The following is a 16,624-nucleotide window of genomic DNA, read 5'->3' as shown; positions in this document are numbered from 1 at the left end:
GCCGGGCAGGCGCGCGGATCCCGGCGGTTAAAGCCCCTCTCCCGGTGGGAGAGGGCTCAAGCGTCATCCGAAGCGCTTCTGGACATCCGCATCGCGCGGCATCGAAGCGGCTGCGCCTGCATTTTCCGTCGACAACGCTGCGTACCGGTTCGCGTAGTGCAGGTGGTCGGCGAACGCGGCGTCTGGTCGCAGCGCCCACGACGCCGCAAGCGCGCCGTTGAACGCATCGCCGGCGCCGGTGGTGTCCTGCGGCTGCACCTTCGCGCCGGGCACGCGGTAATGCGTCCGGGCGTCGCGATGCAGTGCGCCGTCCGCATGCGAAACGAAGCACCCCGCGGCGCCCAGCGTCACCACCACCGTGCCGTGCGGCAGCAGGCGGCGGCACCAGGCGTGCAGCGTGTCGTCGTGCTGCGTGGCGACGAGCGACGCATCGACGCGCTCGCCGACGTGGCGCTCCAACTGCGCGCAGAACTCGCTTTCGTTCGGCGTGATCACGTCGCTCAGCGCGAGCAGCGACGCCGGCACGCGCGCATCGGCCGGTGCGGGATTGAGCACCGTGCACACGCCGGCCTCGCGTGCGATCGCGAATGCGGCCTCGATCGACGCCAGCGGCGATTCCAGCTGCGCCAGCAGCACGTGCGCGCCGTGAATGACGTCGCGTTGCGACTGCACGAAATCGACCGGCAGGTCGGCGTTGGCACCAGGGCCGATCACGATGGAATTGCGGCCGTCGTGATCGACGTAGATGCCGGCGGTGCCGGTCGGCGCCTGGCTGGAGTGCTCGCGAAGATCGAGCCCGTCGGCGGTGGCGAGCGCGCGTGCGAGCTGCCCGCCGAGGTCCTCGCCGAGGGCGCACACGAACGTCGTCGCCGCGCCCGCGCGGACCGCGGCGGTGGCCTGGTTGAAGCCCTTTCCGCCGGGGCCGGTGTGGTACTGCCCGCTGAGCGTCTCGCCCGGCCGCGGCAGCGCCGCGACGGTCCACACGTGGTCGACGTTGAACGAACCGACGACGACGACGCGCGCAGCCGTCATGTCAGCTGCCAAACCACGTCAGCACGCCCGCGATCGTCGCGGTCATGAAGGTCGCGATCGAACCGCCGAGCACCGCGCGCAGGCCGAAGCGGGCGAGGTCCTGGCGACGTTCCGGCGCGAGGCCGCCGATGCCGCCGATCTGGATCGCGATCGACGAGAAGTTGGCGAAGCCGCACAGCGCGTAGGTCGCGATCAGGCGGCCCTGGTCGGTCAGCGTCACGCCGGCGACCTTGCCGTTGACGATGTCGGCCAGCTGCAGGTACGCCACGAACTCATTGATGACGATCTTCTGGCCGATCAGGCTGCCGACGGTGGACGCGTCCTGCCACGGCGTGCCGATCACCCACGCCAGCGGCGCGAGCACGTAGCCGAAGATGGTCGCCAGGTCGAACGGCTTGCCGATGGCGGCCGAAATGCCGGTGACCTCGCCGAACCACGACAGCGGCCAGTTCACCAGCGCGATCAGCGCGATGAAGGCCAGGAGCATCGCGCCGATGTTCAGCGCCAGACGCAGGCCGTCGCCCGCGCCGGCCGCGGCGGCGTCGATGATGTTGGCGGTGTTCTTCTCCACTTCCATCTTCACCGTGCCGCGCGTGAGCGGTTCGCCCGTTTCGGGAATGAGGATCTTGGCGATGACCAGCGTCGCCGGCGCGGCCATGATCGACGCCGCGAGCAGGTGCTTGGCGTAGAACGCCTGCTGCTCCGGATCGCCGCCGCCGAGCATGCCCACGTACGCCGCGAGCACGCCGCCGGCAATGTGCGCCATGCCGCCGATCATCATCGTGATCAGCTCCGACTCGGTCATCTTCGGGATGTACGGGCGCACCGTCAGCGGCGCCTCGGTCTGGCCGATGAACACGCTGGCGCAGACGCTGGTGGTTTCCGCGCCGGACACGCGCATCACCTTGGTGATCACCCACGCCATGCCGCGCACGACCGCCTGCATCACGCCCAGGTGGTACAGCACGCCCATCAGCGCGGCGAAGAAGATGATCGTCGGCAACACCTGGAACGCGAAGATGAAGCCGTAGGTGTTCACGTCCATCAGGTTGCCGAAGATGAACTTCGAGCCTTCGCCGACGAAGCTGAGCACCTTCACGAAGCCGTGGCCGATCGCGTCGAAGACGTCCTTGCCGCCGGGCACCAGCAGCACCAGCGCGGCGAAGGCGACCTGCAGGCTGACGCCGGTGACCACCAGCTTCCAGTCCACGCGACGCTTGTTGTTCGAGAACAGCCACGCGATGCCGATGAGCACCGCAAGACCAAACAGGCCAAAGGCCACCCGGGTAATGGCTTCCACTCAGTTCTCCCCTGCAACCGGCGGCCGGCAGCGAGTCTTGTCGTTCAGGAATGATGCGGCCTGAGCCCTCGCGGGGGCGGGTCACGGCTGCGGCGGCGCGTAGTTTACGACGAGGCCGCCCGGCCGCGAGGGCCGGTACTTCCAGAGGGGACCGCCGCGGCGGCGTGTCGGAAAAATGCGCGTCGTGGGGTCAGGTATCGCGCGCGACGACCCGGTTCCGTCCCTGGAGCTTGGCCTGCTGGAGACGGCCGTCGGCGCGGCGCAGCAGGCGCGAGAGGTCCGAGCCCTCGTGCGGGAAGCCCGCCAGCCCGGCGCTGAAGCTCAGCGCGACGGTGTCGGCGCCGCGCTCGGGTTCGAACGGCCGCTCGCCGAGGGCGCGGCGGATCGCATCCACGCGTTCCCAGGCGGTGCCGATCGGCTTGCGCAGCAGCAGCACGAATTCCTCGCCGCCGATGCGCACCAGCCATTCGCCCGGTTCGGCCAGCTCGCGCAGCACCGACACGACGTGGCGAAGCGCGCGGTCGCCCGCGTGGTGGCCGTGGGCGTCGTTGATGCGCTTGAAGTGGTCCAGGTCGATCAGCGCCAGGGTCAGGCTGTCGCCGTCGTGGCGGACGCTGTCGAACAGGCGCGGCACGCGGTACATGAGCCACGTGCGGTTGGGCAGGCGGGTCAGGCCGTCGGTGCCGGACATCTCGACCAGCCGCTGCATCCGGTAGACCACCATGGCGGTGATCAGCGTGAACACGCCCAGCAGGATCACGCGCTGCAGCTGGCCGGGCAGGGTGATCGCGCCATAGTCGCTGGAAATCAGCTGCTCCGGCGAACCGGCCGAAGCGAATGCCCACAGCGCGAGCAGGCTGTACTGGCCGATCGCCAGCGCGCCCGCGAACAGTGCGATGCGGCCGTCGCTGCGCGGCGCGGTGAGCACGATCGCCACCACGTAGCCGCACCAGGCGGTGAGGTTGTTGAGGCCGGCGGGCAGGTGGTCGGCGGCGAGGATGATCAGCAGTACGGTCGTGGCGGTGACGTCGAACGCCGACGACGCGAACGGCAGCCAGCGGAACAGCCGCCGCCGACGCGCGAGCGCCAGCCACAGGTGCGCGAAGATGTTGATGACGATCGCGCCGGCGAGGCCGATCAGGGTGTCCTTGACGCTGCCGCCGGCGAGCGCGCTCGTCACCGGCAGCACCAGCAGCATCGCGGCGATGACCACGCGCAGGCGCGCGACCATCAGCTCGCCGCCGGCGCCGATCTCCAACATGATTTCGTCCGGCCGCGCCAGCAGCGCGGCGACGACGTCGCGGACCCTTCCGCCGGTTCCGAGCATGCGCTTCCCCCGCTTGCCGGCCCGTCACGGGCCGCGCCGAGCATAACGCGCCCGGGCGGCCTGCCGCGTGGCGCGCTCCTTCGGCCTGAAGCAGCGCGCCGACGCAGGCTTATCCGATGCCGCGCACCGCGGCCCAGATCGCCAGCACCAGGAAGACCACTGCCGCCGTGTAGCGCGCCGCCTTCAGCGGCAGGCGGTCGGCCAGCTTGCTGCCCAGCAGCACCACCGGCACGTTGGCCAGCAGCATGCCGACGGTCGTGCCGACGACCACTTCCCACAGTGGCGAATACTTGGCGGCCAGCAGCACGGTCGCGACCTGCGTCTTGTCGCCGATCTCGGCCAGGAAGAAGGCGAACGTCGTGGCGACGAACGCCCCGCGTGCCGGCAGCGATTCCTCGCCTTCGTCGAGCTTGTCCGGCTTGAGCGTCCAGATGGCGACCGCCAGGAAGCTGATCGCCACGACCCAGCGCAGCACGTCCGGCGTCAGCCATTGCGCCACAAGCGTGCCGAACCAGCCGGCCAGCGCGTGGTTGAGCAGCGTGGCGACCAGGATGCCGGCGATGATCGGCAGCGGCTTGCGGAAGCGCGCGGCGAGCAGCAGCGCGAGCAGCTGCGTCTTGTCGCCGATCTCGGCCAGCGCGACGGTGCCGGTGGAGATCGCGGCCGTCATCAGGGGAAAGTGATCCATCGTGAAACTCCGGGGTCGGGCTTTCGCGTGGACGCGAAAGGCAGCCGTCACACGGCCCGACCCGGCTCATTGCCAGTTGCGCGTGCGACGCCTGCCTTCGGTCTTGCCCGTGGTCGCTGGCCGTGCCCGAAGGCGTCCGGCTGGCTGCCGCTCCCGCGCCATGGCCTGTGGGCCAAGTGTGTTGACGCGGGTCCCCGCCGGCGTGTCGCGGGCGGAGGGGCTACTCCCCGGAGGAGGAAGTGCGCGCATTGTACCGACCGGACGCGCACGGCGGCAGGGCTAAACTGAACGACTCCGCCCGCCAGCCCCAATCCGGAGCACCCCACATGCAATACCGCCGCCTCGGTTCATCCGGCCTGCAACTTTCGGCGCTGTCCTTCGGCGCCTGGCTCACCTTCGGCGCGCAGATCGGGCGCTCGACCGCGCGCGACCTGGTCGCCGCCGCCTGGGACAACGGCGTCAACTTCTTCGACAACGCCGAGACCTACGCCAACGGCGAGGCCGAGAAGGTCATGGGCGACGTGATCGCCGACCTCCGCCTGCCGCGCGACGGCTTCTGCGTTTCAAGCAAAGTGTTCTTCGGCGCGGTCGATGCTCCGGGCCCGACGCAGCGCGGCCTGTCGCGCAAGCACGTCACCGACGCCTGCCACGCGGCGCTCAAGCGGCTGCGCGTGGAGACGCTCGATCTGTACTACTGCCATCGTCCCGATCCGGACACGCCCATCGAGGAAACCGTCGGCGCGATGGACGCGCTGATCCGCCAGGGCAAGGTGCTGTACTGGGGCACCTCGGAATGGACTGCGGCGCAGATCCGCGACGCGCACCGCATCGCGCACGCGCGCAACTGGTACGCGCCGACGATGGAACAGCCGCAGTACAACCTGCTGCATCGCGAGCGCGTCGAACTCGAGTACGCGCCGCTGTACGCCGAATACGGACTGGGTACGACGATCTGGTCGCCGCTCGCGTCGGGCCTGCTGACGGGCAAGTACAACGCCGGCGTTCCGACCGAAGCGCGCCTGGGGCGCGAAGGCCTCGGCTGGCTGCAGCGTTCGGTGCTCGGCGAGGAGGGCGCACGCGTCGAACGCGCGCGTCGTTTCGTCGCTACCGCGCAGGAACTCGGCGTCGCGCCGGCGCCGCTCGCCATCGCGTGGTGCCTGCGCAACCCGCATGTGTCGAGCGTGATCCTCGGTGCGAGCCGGCCGGAGCAGCTGATCCAGAACCTTGAGGCGCTGGAGCTGGCCGAACGCCTGGCCGAAGGCGACTGGCAGCGGGTCGAAGCCGCCGTCGGATGAGCGGTCGCGGGGCGGGTTGACTGGCAAATGAGAATCATTATCATTCGTGGCGAGCCCTCGAACGAGCCACGCCCATGTCGACGCGCCCCACGCTGCTGCAGCTCAAGCCCCGAACCCAACGCCTGTCGCCGCCCATCGCGTCCGTAGCCGCGATCCCGTCGGCCCCGTCCATGCCCGCCAGCGCACCGTTCGCGCAGGGCCTGCTCGACAGCGACGACCTGCTGCGCGGTGGCCGTGAAGTGCTGATCCGCCACGGCGACGAGGTCTATCGCCTGCGCCACACGCGCAACGACAAGCTGATCCTCACCAAGTAATCCTTCCCTGACGGCGGCCCCTGCGGCCGCCGCAATGCACGACCGCGCGGCGATCCTTGGGGAAGGACGCCGCGCACGGCCGCACCCGGCGGCTCAACCCTCTCTCTCAATCCAACTCTCTCTCCCAAGGCAAGCAAGCCCGCCGGCAACGGCTGCCAGCCGCCTCGGAATCACTCCGAGACCGCGCATGCACCCTGTACGCAACACCCTGGCCCTTGCCCTGATGCTGGCTATTCCAACCGTCGCGATCGCCAACGACGCAGCGCCTGACGGTAGCGATCCCTCGATTGCTGCCGCCGCCACGGGCGTCATCGCCGCCAACGAATTCGACCGCATCGTCGTCACCGCCACGCTCACCGAGCGTGCGCTGGACGACGTGCCGAACGTCGTCACCGCGATCGATCGCGACGAGATGGACCGCAACCTCGTGCGCGACCTGAAGGACCTGTTCCGCTACGAGCCGGGCATCACCGTGTCGGGCGGTTCGGGACGTTTCGGCGGACTGGGCGACATCCGCATCCGCGGCCTCGGCGGCAACCGCGTGCGCATCGAAACCGACGGCATCGCGGTGCCGGACGCGTTCTCGATCGGCAGCTTCTCCAGCGCGAACCGCAACTTCGTTGATCTCGACACGCTCAAGGCCGTCGAAGTCGTGCGCGGCCCGGGCAGCGCGCTGTACGGTTCCGACGCGCTGGGCGGCGTGGTTTCGTTCGTCACGAAGGATCCGTCGGACTACCTGACGGACGGAAAGGACGCCTATTTCGGCCTGAAATTCGGTTACTTCGGCGAGGACAACGGCCTGTTCGGCGGCGCGACGGCGGCGTTCGGTGGCGAGCGCTGGTCGGGCCTGGTCGCGGTCGGGCATCACCAGGGCCAGGAGCGCGAGAACATGGGCGAGAACCGAAGCAGCGGTTCTTCGCGCACCGCGCCCAACCCGCAGGAGTACGACGGCCGCAGCCTGCTGGCGAAGCTGGTGTTCGAAACCAGTGAAAACCAGCGTTTCAAGCTGACCGTCGAAGGCAACGAGGACAATGTCGATACCGACGTACTCTCCGCGCTCGGCGACACTTCGACGATTCCCGGCACGCCGCCGTCGGTGCGCGTCGCCTCGCAGACCGGCGACGACAAGCAGACCCGGGCGCGCGTTGCGTTCTCGCATGAGGTCGATGCGCTGGATGCCGCGTTCGCCGATTCGCTGCAGTGGCAGCTCTATCGTCAGGACAGCGAAACCACGCAGCGCACGCGCGAGGAACGCGCCACGCTGCGCAACGGCGTTGCCATCAATCCGGTGCTGCGCGAACGCGAATTCAACTTCGACCAGCGCCTCACCGGTTTCGACGCCGTGCTGCACAAGGAGGCCACGAGCGGCCAGGTCGACCACGCCATCACCTACGGTGTGGAACTCACGCGCACCGAGTTCAGGCAGAAGCGCGACGGCCGCGCGACCAACCTGCTGGCCGGCACCGTGACGAACGTGATTTCGCCCGACACCTTCCCGGTGCGCGACTTCCCCGTCAGCGACACGACGCAGGCCGCGCTCTTCGTGCAGGACGAGATGTTGTTCGCCGGCGGCACGTTCCGCCTGATCCCGGCCGTGCGCGTGGATTACTACAAGCTCGAACCCAAGCCCGACGCGATCTTCACCGACGACAACCCCGGCGTCGAAGTGGCGGAGCTCAGCGAGACCAGCGTGTCGCCCAAGCTCGGCGCGGTCTGGCACTTCAGCGAGGGCTGGTCGCTCTACGGCGGCTACCAGCATGGCTTCCGCGCGCCGCCCTACAGCGACGTCAACCTCGGCTTCACCAATCTGCAGTTCGGCTATACCGCGATTCCGAATCCGGACCTGAAGCCGGAGAAAAGCAATGGCGTCGAACTCGGCCTGCGCTTCTCGAACGCGGCGGTGTACGCCGAGGTATCGGGTTACTACAACCGCTACGACGACTTCATCGAATCGTCCGTGCAGGTGAGCGCGCCGCCGCAGACGCCGTTGATCGTGTTCCAGTCGCAGAACATCGAGGATGCTGAAATCCACGGCATCGAAGCGCGCGCGGGCGTGGACCTGGGCGCGTACAGCGACGCGCTGGCGGGCTGGTCCATTCGCGGCGCCGCCGCGTGGTCGAATGGCGAGGACCGCACGACGAACGAGCCGTTACCGTCGATCGATCCGCTGCGCGCCACGTTTGGCGTGGCGTACGACGCCGACGCGTGGGGTGTCGAACTCGCCGGTCGCTTCGCCGCACGCAAGGATGATCTGCCCGCAGCCAACCAGTTCGAAGTGCCGGGCTACGGCGTCTTCGACCTGCTCGCACACTGGAATTTCGCGCCGGGCGCGGTGTTCGACGTGGGCGTGTTCAACCTGGCCGACCGCAAGTACTGGGACGCCGCGGACGTGCCGTCCGGAACACTCGCGTCGAGCACGGTGCTGGACCGCTACACCAGTTCGGGTCGCAACGTCGGCGTCAGCCTGGCGGTCAGCTGGTGAGCCGTCTTTCCTTCCTTCCGACCAACCCAAACGAGCCAGCCATGAAGATCCGCACGCTCGCCCTGAACCTGGGCCTCCTCGCCGCTGCCGTTTCACCAGCCGCGTTCGCAGACACCTCGCGCGACCACGATTCGATCCTGGCGATGCAGGGCGAATACATCGTCGATTTCGCCTTCGATGAAACCGTGCTGCTGCAACCGGGCTACGAGCGCCATCCGGCGATGCGCAGCGGCGGCAACGAGACGGTGATCGTCGTGCAGGACACGCCGACGAAGATCGTCCTGCAGCACATCCTCGTGGACGGGAAGAGCGGCCACGTGACCAAACACTGGCGGCAGGACTGGACGTTCGAGGCGCCGACGCGTTTCGAGTTCAGCGACGACCAGACCTGGCAGGTCCGCGCGATTCCGGCAGAACTCACGCGTGGCGCGTGGACGCAGTGCGTGTACGAGGTCAGCGACGCGCCGCGCTATTGCGGCACGGGCAGGTGGACTTACGACAACAACGTGCCGACGTGGACCAGCGACACGAGCTGGCGACCGCTGCCGCGTCGCGAATACACCAGGCGCAGCGACTACAACGCCATCAGCGCAGTCAACCGCCACACGCTGACGCCGAACGGCTGGACGCACGAGCAGTTCAACTCCAAGGTGCTGCGCAAGCCGGACGGCACGCACGTGGAACTGGCGCGTGAGTTCGGTTTCAACGACTACCAGAAGACCACCGAAGTCGACTTCAAGCCGGCCTATACCTACTGGACGGCGACGAAGGACTACTGGGCGAAGGTGCGCGCGCGCTGGGAGCGTTACCTCGGCCAGCCGCCGGGCGTGCGCCTGAAGACGAAGGTCGACGGCATGGCGATGATCATTCCGCTGTTCGAACAGGCCGGCTCGCTGGAAGAGGGCAGGAAGGTGCGCGATGCGCAGATCGATGCGGTGTTCGACAAGTGGGTCGAGCGCGCGCCGGCGGAGGCTTCGGCGCAGCGGTGATCGCGAGGTAAGCCTACATCTTCAAGAAGCCGTCATCCCGGGGAAGGCCGGGATCCAGGCCGTCACGCCTTTCGAACTCACGGCGTCATCGTCCGATCTCGCTGCTTCTCTCTCCGACAGCAATCGCGATCGACGCCGAACAACTTGCGGGCTCCCTCCCTCACCCCAACCCTCTCCCGCGCTGCGGGGAGGGCTTTTTTATTCACTACTTATTGGTGCGGTGTATTGCTGCGCTCCGCTCACAGCGAGATCGCGTAATTCACGAGCTCCTGCGGCGGCTCCGGCGCCTTCGGTGGCGCGGGCGGCGCCGGCGGCGTCATCACCTGCGCGGGTTTGGGGAGCGCGGGCGGTGCGGCCGGAGCGGCAGGCGGTGTGGGCACAGCCGGAGCGCCCGGTGCCTTCGGCGCGGCGGGCGGCGCCGGCGGCATCGGCGGACGCGGAATGCGCAGCATCGCGGTCTTCGGCACGGTGATCTGCGTCGTCGCACTCTTGCGATCGCGCAGGTAGGTCACCGCGACGCGGCTGTCGGCCGGCTTGTCGCGCAATGCGGCCATCGCCTCGCGCGGCGACTTCACCGGCTTGCCGTCGATGCGCTGGATCACGTCGCCTGTCTGCAGGCCGGCGAGGTCCGGTCCGGTGCTCAGCACCAGCACGCCGCGATCGGCCCCGAAGTAGCGGCCCAGCTGCGCGTCGACGGTCGCCAGGTTCAGTCCGTTCCAGCGGAACGCCTCCGACAGCAGCGGCAGGCGGCAGTCGCTGTCGCCGTCTTCGCAATCCAGCCGGATGAGTTCGTTTCGCACCTGCGGCGCGACCATCGGCATCGAGCGTGCGAGCGGGTTGCCGTCGGCATCGCGTGCGACCACCAGGCGATCGCCAAGCATCGGCGTGGCGCGTGCGGTCGCGGTGCGGCCGTCGCGCGTGTAGCTCAGCGCGACCGTCTTGCCGGTTTCCAGCTGGCGCAGCCGCGAACGCGCCTTCTCCAGGCGCGCTGTCGGACTGCCGGTATCCAGCCGTGTGTCGCCGATCGAGGTGAGGACGTCGCCCGCGCGCAGGCCGGCCTTCGCCGCCGCGCTGTCGGGCGTCACGGCCGCGATGCGCACGCCGGACTTCGTATCGGGTGACAGCACCACGCCAAGCACGGGTTGGCGTGCGAAGCGCTTTTCGAATTCGCGCTCGAACTGCGCGCGGTCGAAGTCCGCGTGGCGCCGCGTGAGTTCGGCGTAGCGCTGTGCGGCGCGGTTGAGGTCGGCGCGTGCGGCTTCGATCTGTCGCGTGCGTTCGGCATCCTGTCGCGCCTTGCTGGCGTCCTGCCGGGCGTGCTCGGCTTCCTGCCGCGCCTTCGCGGCGTCCTGGCGCGCACGTTCGGCATCGGCCTTCGGCGTCTGCGCGCCGGCGCCCATGCACATCAGGAGCAGGGCGATCGTCGCGGTCAGGCGCGTCGTGTTGCGGGTACGGATCATGGGCGTGGGTCCTGCGGGTGAAAGGTGTCAGTCGACGCTCACGAGGGCGCCGTCGTAGCGTTCGCCGCTGGACTGCAGCCAGCGCTGGGTGGTTTCGATGCCGGCCAGTTCGCGCATCGTCGACACGCGCGCCTGCCAGAGCGCCGCGCGATCGACGTCGTCCAGGCCCGGCTGCGAGAGCGAAGCGTCGATGCGGCCGATGCGGCGATCGAACTCGACCGCGAGCGCCGCGCCGCTCGCCGAGGCGACGCGGTCGTCGCGCGCAATGGCCAGCAGCGCTTCCAGCTGCGCCGACTCGGACTGCAGCGCGGCGACGTGGTCGCGAAGTTGCGCGGCGCGTGCATCGCGCTCGGCGTCGTCCTTCGTGGTGGTCGCGACGCGGGTCGCGTCGTCCGGCTTCGAGGCGGGCGGTGCGCTTTCGGCGGGCTTGGTGTCGTTGGACGGCGCGGGTTCGGTCGTGTCCGCCACGCGCGTTTCCGGACGCTTCGACGCCGCAAGCGGCGGGCGCGAGGTGTCGATCGGCGCGCGCTTGCGGGCGGCCAGTTCGGTGGATTCCGACGGAGCCTGGCGATCGGCGAGACGAAGCACCGGCACGAGCGCGACGGCGCCGATCGCGGCGGCGGCGAGCCACATCGGCCACTGGCGTCGCGTGCGGCGGGTGGGCGTCGCATCGAGCGCGCGCTGCATGCGCTGCCATCCGCCGGCCGGCGGCGTTTCCATCGGCAGCGAGGCGAAGGCGCCGCTCCAGTCGGCGGGCGAATCGTTGCGGTCGGTGTCAGGCATGGGCCTTCTCCGGTTCGAGTAGCTCTCGCAGGCGGCGACCGCCGCGTGCGAGCTGGGATTTCGAGAAGCTCGCCGTGCGCTGCATCAGCGACGCGATCTCCTCGTGGGTGTAGCCCTCGGCGTGGTACAGCCACAGCACGCTGCGCGTGGCGGCGGGCAGGCGGGCGAGGGCACGGTTCAGTGCGGCCGCGTCGGCCGCCGCGCTGGGCAGCGGGCCGGTGTCGACGGCGAACTCGTCGTCTTCCAGCGCGACGTCGTGCAGGTGCCGACGCTGGCCGCGCAGGCGCATCAACGCTTCGTTCACGGCGATCTGCCGCACCCAGCCCCAGAACGGACTGGCGCCGTCGCCGTTGCCGCCGCTCGCCGCGCCGCGGAAGTCGCCGATCTTGTTGAACACCTTGAGCATGGTTTCCTGCAGCACGTCGGCCGCCTCCTCGACGCCGTCGGGCCCGTGCGCGCCGCCGAGCATGCGCAGCGCCAGGTTGAACACGGGCCGCTCGAAGCGGCGGTAGATCTGTTCGAATGCCGCCCGTTCGCCGGCGCGAACGCGCGCCAGCAACGCCTCGGGGACGTCGATGGCGAAGCTGCTCCGGGGCGCGTCGGTGGCGGTTGGCACGCTGGTGGGCAAGGGCTCGCGTCCTGCGTTTGTTGGATCGTCCTTCCCCTAGATGCAGGGGGCGCGGAAACCGTCGCAGCCGTCGGCCTATACTCGGCTCGACAACAAGGAGGGGATCATGGGACTGAGTGCGGTGCTGAGCGTCGTCCTGCTGTTCGCGGGCGTCATCCTGGTGCTGAAGGCCGTGCGGATGGTGCCGCAGGGTTATGAATGGACGGTGGAGCGGTTCGGCCGCTACACCCACACCATGGACCCGGGCCTGCATTTCCTGATCCCGATCGTCTACGGCGTGGGCCGCAAGATCAACATGATGGAGCAGGTGATGGAGGTCCCCAGCCAGGACGTCATCACCAAGGACAACGCCGTGGTGAAGGTCGACGGCATCGTCTACTTCCAGGTGCTCGACGCCGCCAAGGCCGCCTACGAGGTCGCGCAGCTCGAGGTCGCCATCCTCAACCTCGTGATGACCAACATCCGCACCGCGATCGGCTCGCTCGACCTGGACGAATCGTTGTCCAAGCGCGACGAGATCAACGCGAAGGTGCTCGTCGCCGTGGACCAGGCCACGCACCCGTGGGGCCTGAAGGTCAATCGCATCGAGCTCAAGGACATCCAGCCGCCGCGCGACCTGGTCGACTCGATGGCGCGCCAGATGAAGGCCGAGCGCGAGAAGCGCGCCAACATCCTGGAAGCCGAGGGTCACCGGCAGTCGGAAATCCTGCGCGCCGAAGGCGACAAGCAGGCGGCGATCCTGGAAGCCGAAGGCAAGCGCGAAGCCGCGTTCCGCGAAGCCGAGGCGCGCGAGCGCCTGGCCGAAGCCGAAGCCAAGGCGACGCAGCTGGTGTCCGACGCCATCGCCGGCGGCAACGTCAACGCCATCAACTATTTCGTGGCGCAGAAGTACATCGAGGCGTTCAAGGCGCTGGCCGAGGCGCCGAACCAGAAGTTCGTGATGATGCCGATGGAAGCCACCGGCGTGATCGGCTCGCTCGCCGGCATCGCCGAACTGGCGAAGAACGCGCTGGGCAGCGACGCGCTCGCCGCGCAGGCATCGACCACGCGCACGCCGCCGCCGTCGCCGCGCCCGGGAGGCTGACCCATGCAATGGAACACCGAAACGGTGACCTGGGCGGTGGTGGCGCTGCTGCTGTTCGCCGCCGAGGCGATGGCGCCGGGCGCCTTCATGCTGTGGCTCGGCTTCGCGGCGGCCGCGGTGTTCGCCATAGTGCTGCTGCTCCCGAACGTGCCGGTGCTCGCGCAGGTGGCGGCATTCGTCGTGCTCAGCTTCGTGTCGATCCAGGTGTACCGCAGCTGGTTCCGCGGCCGCGAACCGCGCAGCGACAAACCCACGCTCAACCGCCGCACCGAGGCGCTGGTCGGGCAGGTCGTGCCGCTGGAGCGCGCGATCGTCAACGGACACGGTCGCGTGCAGATCGCCGACGCGTTCTGGGACGTCACCGGCCCCGAACTTCCCGCCGGCACGGTGGTGCGCATCGTCTCCAGTCGCGGCATGAGCCTGCTGGTCGAGCCCGCCGTATGACGCGAACGTCCGCTGCATGCTGGCTCGCGACGCTGTGCGTCGCGGGCAGCGCGTGGGCGGGCGGCAATCCGATGATGATCGGCAAAGTCGTGCCGCCGTATCCCGAAGGCTTCCGGTCCAACACCGGCAGTTGCGTGGGCGTGGGCACCGGCATCGACCAGTTGTGCGCACGCAGCATCGCCACGCTCGACGACGAGGAGGACCGCACGGTCCAGCTGCTCGCCGCGCAGTTCGTCGACCGCGTGGGCGACCAGCCGCGCTGGCGCATCACCGATTCGGTCCCGTATCCGGCGTTGCGTCGCGACGAGCTCGTCGCCATCGCCACCTGCCAGCGCAACGGCGTGGACGACACCGGCGTGGTCGCGATCATCGACACCGGTGCCGACGGCGCGTCCGGACTGGAGATGCTCCCCGCCGTGCGCTGGGCGATGCGGCTGGATCGCGGTACCGGCAAGTTCCTGCGTGTCACGCCGTCGAGCGTGCGCTGCTACAACGAAGGCCTGAGCGAGTAGCGGAACCGTTTTCGACGGCGACCATTCGCCGGCGTAGGCGCGAGCAGAGTCCGCACGAAAGCCGGCGCCGCCGGGTTCTGGGATAATCGCGGGCTCGCTCCCGCAGACAGGTTCCCAGCGCCATGACCCAGAAGACCATCCTCAACCAGACCCACCGCGACCTCGGCGCCAAGATGGTCGACTTCGGTGGCTGGGACATGCCGATCCACTACGGCTCGCAGATCGAGGAACACCACCAGGTGCGTCGCGACGCCGGCATGTTCGACGTGAGCCACATGACGGTGGTCGACCTGCGTGGCGCGAAGGTGCGCGACTTCCTGCGTCGCCTGGTCGCCAACTCGGTCGACAAGCTCAAGGTGCCGGGCAAGGCGCTGTACACCTGCATGCTCAACCCGCAGGGCGGCGTGATCGACGACCTCATCATTTATTACCGCGCCGAGGACTTCTTCCGCCTGGTCGTCAACGCCGCCACGCGCGAGAAGGACCTGGCGTGGATCACCGAGCAGGCGAAGGCCTTCGACGTGACCGTCACCGAACGTCCCGACTTCGGCATGATCGCCGTGCAGGGCCCGAACGCCCGCGCGAAGGTGCTGGGCCTGCTGCGCGAGGAAGACCGCGACGCGATCGGCAAGCTCGGCAAGTTCGCCGCCGGCGAAGCGAAGACGACCGGCGGCATCGACGTGTTCGTCGCGCGCACCGGCTACACGGGGGAGGACGGTTTCGAAGTCGTGGTTCCGGAAGCGCAGACGGTCGCGTTCTGGAACGCGCTGCTCGATGCGGGCGTGAAGCCGGCGGGCCTGGGCGCGCGCGACACGCTGCGACTCGAGGCCGGCATGAATCTCTACGGGCAGGACATGGACGACACGGTCTCGCCGTATGAAGCCGCGCTCGCGTGGACGGTGGCGCTCGACGAAGGGCGGGACTTCATCGGCCGCGACGTGCTCGAAGCGCAGAAGGCCGGCGGTGCGCCGCGCCAGATGATCGCGCTGGTGATGGACGAGAAGGGCGTGCTGCGTCACGGCCAGAAGGTGATCACCGAGCACGGCGATGGCGAAATCCTCTCGGGCACCTTCTCGCCGACGCTCGGCAAGGCGATCGCGTTCGCCCGCGTGCCGGCGGGCAAGATCGCGCTGGGCACGGCAGGCAACGTGCGCGTCGACATCCGCGGCAAGGAAGTGCCGGTTCGCGTCGTGAAGTTCCCGTTCGTGCGCGATGGCCAGCCGCAGGAAGGCGTGCTCGCCTGAGTGCCATGTTCCGCGACGGAAGCCCCCTGTCGCACGCCCCATCCGGCGCCGTTAGACTAGGCGCCGACAACCGCTGTCCCGTGCCCCCGCAAACGTTTCGAGGCTCCCGTCATGAGTGAAATTCCCGGCGATCTGAAGTTCATGAAGTCCCATGAGTGGGCCCGCGTCGATGGCGACGGCAAGGTGACCGTCGGCATCTCCGACCACGCACAGGGCCTGCTCGGCGACCTGGTGTACGTCGAGCTGCCGAACGTCGGCGACCGCGTCGAAGCCGGCGCCGCTTCCGCCGTCGTCGAGTCGGTCAAGGCCGCTTCCGACGTCTACGCACCGGTCACCGGCAAGGTCGTCTCGGTCAACACCGCGCTGACCGACAAGCCGGAGACCATCAACGAGGACGCCTACGGCGAAGGCTGGATCTACACGCTGGAGATCGAGGACGCCGACCAGCTCAACGAGCTGCTCGCTCCGGACGACTACGCCGAGCTGCTGGAAGAAGAAGACCACTGATCGAACTGCGCATTCCCGCCACGCGCGGGAGCAAGCGATCACCGACCGGCCGCCTCGTGCGGCCGGTTTTGTTTTTGCGGCACGCGAAGCGCGTTGCGGAAAGTGACGGTCCGGTGAGCAACCCATCGCACGCCTCCGCGAAAAACACCGGATCAAGCGCATCGGTGGACCCGCGCGACGCGACGGGCGACACGTTCCGGGCGCGCGTCGAACCGTGTCGACGGGTTCGTCGGGTGCGATGCGGGTGGCGCGTCGAAGTGCATCGACTGCATCGCGAAGGTCGTCGCCGACATGCCCGATGCGATGTTCGCGAACGCGTCGGATGGTCGTCGAAGCGACGTCGGCACCTCGTCGGAGTTCGCGCACTTTCGCGCAAATCGGGTTTGTGCGACGCGAAACGAGGGCGTGGTCGAAGATTTTTTTCGGGCGTCTCGAACCGGCTTTCCGGGTGGCTGTCGCGACCGCCACGCGTCGATGCGAACGCGTCGTCGAACATGCCGTTGCGTCGATGCGTTTTCGCAAACCCCTTAAAAAA

At 68.7% G+C, this 16,624-nt stretch carries 16 protein-coding genes; 9 read left to right on the top strand and 7 right to left on the bottom strand.

Going from position 1 to position 16,624, the window contains the following annotated elements:
- Window positions 1-63: 63 nt before the first annotated feature.
- From GOY17_RS15145 to GOY17_RS15130, 4 genes are all read right to left on the bottom strand, one after another.
- Window positions 64-1,032 carry a ribokinase gene (locus GOY17_RS15145; protein WP_157031024.1) on the bottom strand — a complete coding sequence of 323 codons (969 nt, stop codon included), beginning with the start codon at window positions 1,030-1,032 and terminating at the stop codon, window positions 64-66.
- Window position 1,033: 1 nt separating this feature from the next.
- Window positions 1,034-2,332 (bottom strand): NupC/NupG family nucleoside CNT transporter, encoded by a 1,299-nt coding sequence (locus tag GOY17_RS15140; RefSeq protein WP_157031023.1) that lies wholly within the window; start codon window positions 2,330-2,332, stop codon window positions 1,034-1,036.
- 190 nt (window positions 2,333-2,522) lie between these two features.
- Window positions 2,523-3,593 (bottom strand): GGDEF domain-containing protein, encoded by a 1,071-nt coding sequence (locus GOY17_RS15135; RefSeq protein ID WP_198173707.1) that lies wholly within the window; start codon window positions 3,591-3,593, stop codon window positions 2,523-2,525.
- A 175-nt stretch (window positions 3,594-3,768) separates the two neighbouring features.
- The gene (locus tag GOY17_RS15130) at window positions 3,769-4,347 is read right to left on the bottom strand and encodes a TMEM165/GDT1 family protein (protein ID WP_198173706.1); all 579 of its coding nucleotides are present in this window, start codon (window positions 4,345-4,347) and stop codon (window positions 3,769-3,771) included.
- A gap of 326 nt (window positions 4,348-4,673) precedes the next feature.
- Here GOY17_RS15130 and GOY17_RS15125 point away from each other — a divergent pair, with 326 nt between their 5' ends.
- From GOY17_RS15125 to GOY17_RS15110, 4 genes are all read left to right on the top strand, one after another.
- On the top strand, window positions 4,674-5,642 hold the full coding sequence (locus GOY17_RS15125; RefSeq protein WP_157031021.1) for an aldo/keto reductase: 969 nt from the start codon (window positions 4,674-4,676) through the stop codon (window positions 5,640-5,642).
- 74 nt (window positions 5,643-5,716) lie between these two features.
- A complete protein-coding gene (locus GOY17_RS15120; protein ID WP_157031020.1) occupies window positions 5,717-5,956 on the top strand; it encodes a hemin uptake protein HemP in 240 nt (79 codons plus the stop codon).
- A gap of 187 nt (window positions 5,957-6,143) precedes the next feature.
- The gene (locus GOY17_RS15115; protein ID WP_157031019.1) at window positions 6,144-8,438 is read left to right on the top strand and encodes a TonB-dependent hemoglobin/transferrin/lactoferrin family receptor; all 2,295 of its coding nucleotides are present in this window, start codon (window positions 6,144-6,146) and stop codon (window positions 8,436-8,438) included.
- Window positions 8,439-8,479: 41 nt separating this feature from the next.
- A complete protein-coding gene (locus tag GOY17_RS15110) occupies window positions 8,480-9,427 on the top strand; it encodes a DUF6607 family protein (RefSeq protein WP_157031018.1) in 948 nt (315 codons plus the stop codon).
- A 239-nt stretch (window positions 9,428-9,666) separates the two neighbouring features.
- Here GOY17_RS15110 and GOY17_RS15105 read toward each other — a convergent pair whose 3' ends face one another.
- The 3 genes from GOY17_RS15105 to GOY17_RS15095 are packed head-to-tail and all read right to left on the bottom strand — an operon-like array spanning window position 9,667 to window position 12,298.
- Window positions 9,667-10,887: a PDZ domain-containing protein gene (locus GOY17_RS15105; protein WP_157031017.1), complete on the bottom strand. Its 1,221-nt coding sequence runs from the start codon at window positions 10,885-10,887 to the stop codon at window positions 9,667-9,669.
- Between the two features lie 27 nt (window positions 10,888-10,914).
- A complete protein-coding gene (locus GOY17_RS15100) occupies window positions 10,915-11,670 on the bottom strand; it encodes a hypothetical protein (RefSeq protein ID WP_157031016.1) in 756 nt (251 codons plus the stop codon).
- A complete protein-coding gene (locus tag GOY17_RS15095) occupies window positions 11,663-12,298 on the bottom strand; it encodes an RNA polymerase sigma factor (RefSeq protein ID WP_157031015.1) in 636 nt (211 codons plus the stop codon). Before GOY17_RS15095 ends, GOY17_RS15100 begins: the two co-directional genes overlap by 8 nt.
- A gap of 106 nt (window positions 12,299-12,404) precedes the next feature.
- Here GOY17_RS15095 and GOY17_RS15090 point away from each other — a divergent pair, with 106 nt between their 5' ends.
- The 5 genes from GOY17_RS15090 to gcvH all read left to right on the top strand — a co-directional run bounded on the left by GOY17_RS15090 (window position 12,405) and on the right by gcvH (window position 16,089).
- Window positions 12,405-13,382: an SPFH domain-containing protein gene (locus GOY17_RS15090; RefSeq protein ID WP_115843421.1), complete on the top strand. Its 978-nt coding sequence runs from the start codon at window positions 12,405-12,407 to the stop codon at window positions 13,380-13,382.
- 3 nt (window positions 13,383-13,385) lie between these two features.
- Window positions 13,386-13,826, top strand: a complete 441-nt coding sequence (locus GOY17_RS15085) for an NfeD family protein (protein WP_157031014.1) — start codon at window positions 13,386-13,388, stop codon at window positions 13,824-13,826.
- The gene (locus GOY17_RS15080) at window positions 13,823-14,338 is read left to right on the top strand and encodes a hypothetical protein (protein ID WP_157031013.1); all 516 of its coding nucleotides are present in this window, start codon (window positions 13,823-13,825) and stop codon (window positions 14,336-14,338) included. The genes GOY17_RS15085 and GOY17_RS15080 overlap by 4 nt, the downstream gene beginning before the upstream one ends.
- Window positions 14,339-14,460: 122 nt before the next feature.
- Window positions 14,461-15,582: a glycine cleavage system aminomethyltransferase GcvT gene (gene gcvT, locus GOY17_RS15075; protein ID WP_157031012.1), complete on the top strand. Its 1,122-nt coding sequence runs from the start codon at window positions 14,461-14,463 to the stop codon at window positions 15,580-15,582.
- A 111-nt stretch (window positions 15,583-15,693) separates the two neighbouring features.
- The gene (gene gcvH, locus GOY17_RS15070; RefSeq protein WP_115843413.1) at window positions 15,694-16,089 is read left to right on the top strand and encodes a glycine cleavage system protein GcvH; all 396 of its coding nucleotides are present in this window, start codon (window positions 15,694-15,696) and stop codon (window positions 16,087-16,089) included.
- Window positions 16,090-16,624 lie beyond the last annotated feature (535 nt).

The sequence above is a fragment of the Lysobacter soli genome, from assembly GCF_009755585.1.
Taxonomy (GTDB): domain Bacteria; phylum Pseudomonadota; class Gammaproteobacteria; order Xanthomonadales; family Xanthomonadaceae; genus Lysobacter_J; species Lysobacter_J soli.
The sequence above is the reverse complement of the archived record's forward strand: the minus strand, read 5'-3'. Positions and strand labels throughout refer to the sequence as shown.

Bases quoted from the DNA above. Each gene is read 5' to 3' on its own strand.
- GOY17_RS15120 (WP_157031020.1), top strand. From the start codon at position 5,717: ATGTCGACGCGCCCCACGCTGCTGCAGCTCAAGCCCCGAACCCAACGC.
- GOY17_RS15145 (WP_157031024.1), bottom strand. From the start codon at position 1,032: ATGACGGCTGCGCGCGTCGTCGTCGTCGGTTCGTTCAACGTCGACCAC.
- GOY17_RS15135 (WP_198173707.1), bottom strand. From the start codon at position 3,593: ATGTTGGAGATCGGCGCCGGCGGCGAGCTGATGGTCGCGCGCCTGCGC.
- GOY17_RS15110 (WP_157031018.1), top strand. From the start codon at position 8,480: ATGAAGATCCGCACGCTCGCCCTGAACCTGGGCCTCCTCGCCGCTGCC.
- GOY17_RS15115 (WP_157031019.1), top strand. From the start codon at position 6,144: ATGCACCCTGTACGCAACACCCTGGCCCTTGCCCTGATGCTGGCTATT.
- GOY17_RS15130 (WP_198173706.1), bottom strand. From the start codon at position 4,347: ATGGATCACTTTCCCCTGATGACGGCCGCGATCTCCACCGGCACCGTC.
- GOY17_RS15085 (WP_157031014.1), top strand. From the start codon at position 13,386: ATGCAATGGAACACCGAAACGGTGACCTGGGCGGTGGTGGCGCTGCTG.
- gcvH (WP_115843413.1), top strand. From the start codon at position 15,694: ATGAGTGAAATTCCCGGCGATCTGAAGTTCATGAAGTCCCATGAGTGG.
- GOY17_RS15105 (WP_157031017.1), bottom strand. From the start codon at position 10,887: ATGATCCGTACCCGCAACACGACGCGCCTGACCGCGACGATCGCCCTG.
- GOY17_RS15100 (WP_157031016.1), bottom strand. From the start codon at position 11,670: ATGCCTGACACCGACCGCAACGATTCGCCCGCCGACTGGAGCGGCGCC.
- GOY17_RS15125 (WP_157031021.1), top strand. From the start codon at position 4,674: ATGCAATACCGCCGCCTCGGTTCATCCGGCCTGCAACTTTCGGCGCTG.
- GOY17_RS15080 (WP_157031013.1), top strand. From the start codon at position 13,823: ATGACGCGAACGTCCGCTGCATGCTGGCTCGCGACGCTGTGCGTCGCG.
- gcvT (WP_157031012.1), top strand. From the start codon at position 14,461: ATGACCCAGAAGACCATCCTCAACCAGACCCACCGCGACCTCGGCGCC.
- GOY17_RS15090 (WP_115843421.1), top strand. From the start codon at position 12,405: ATGGGACTGAGTGCGGTGCTGAGCGTCGTCCTGCTGTTCGCGGGCGTC.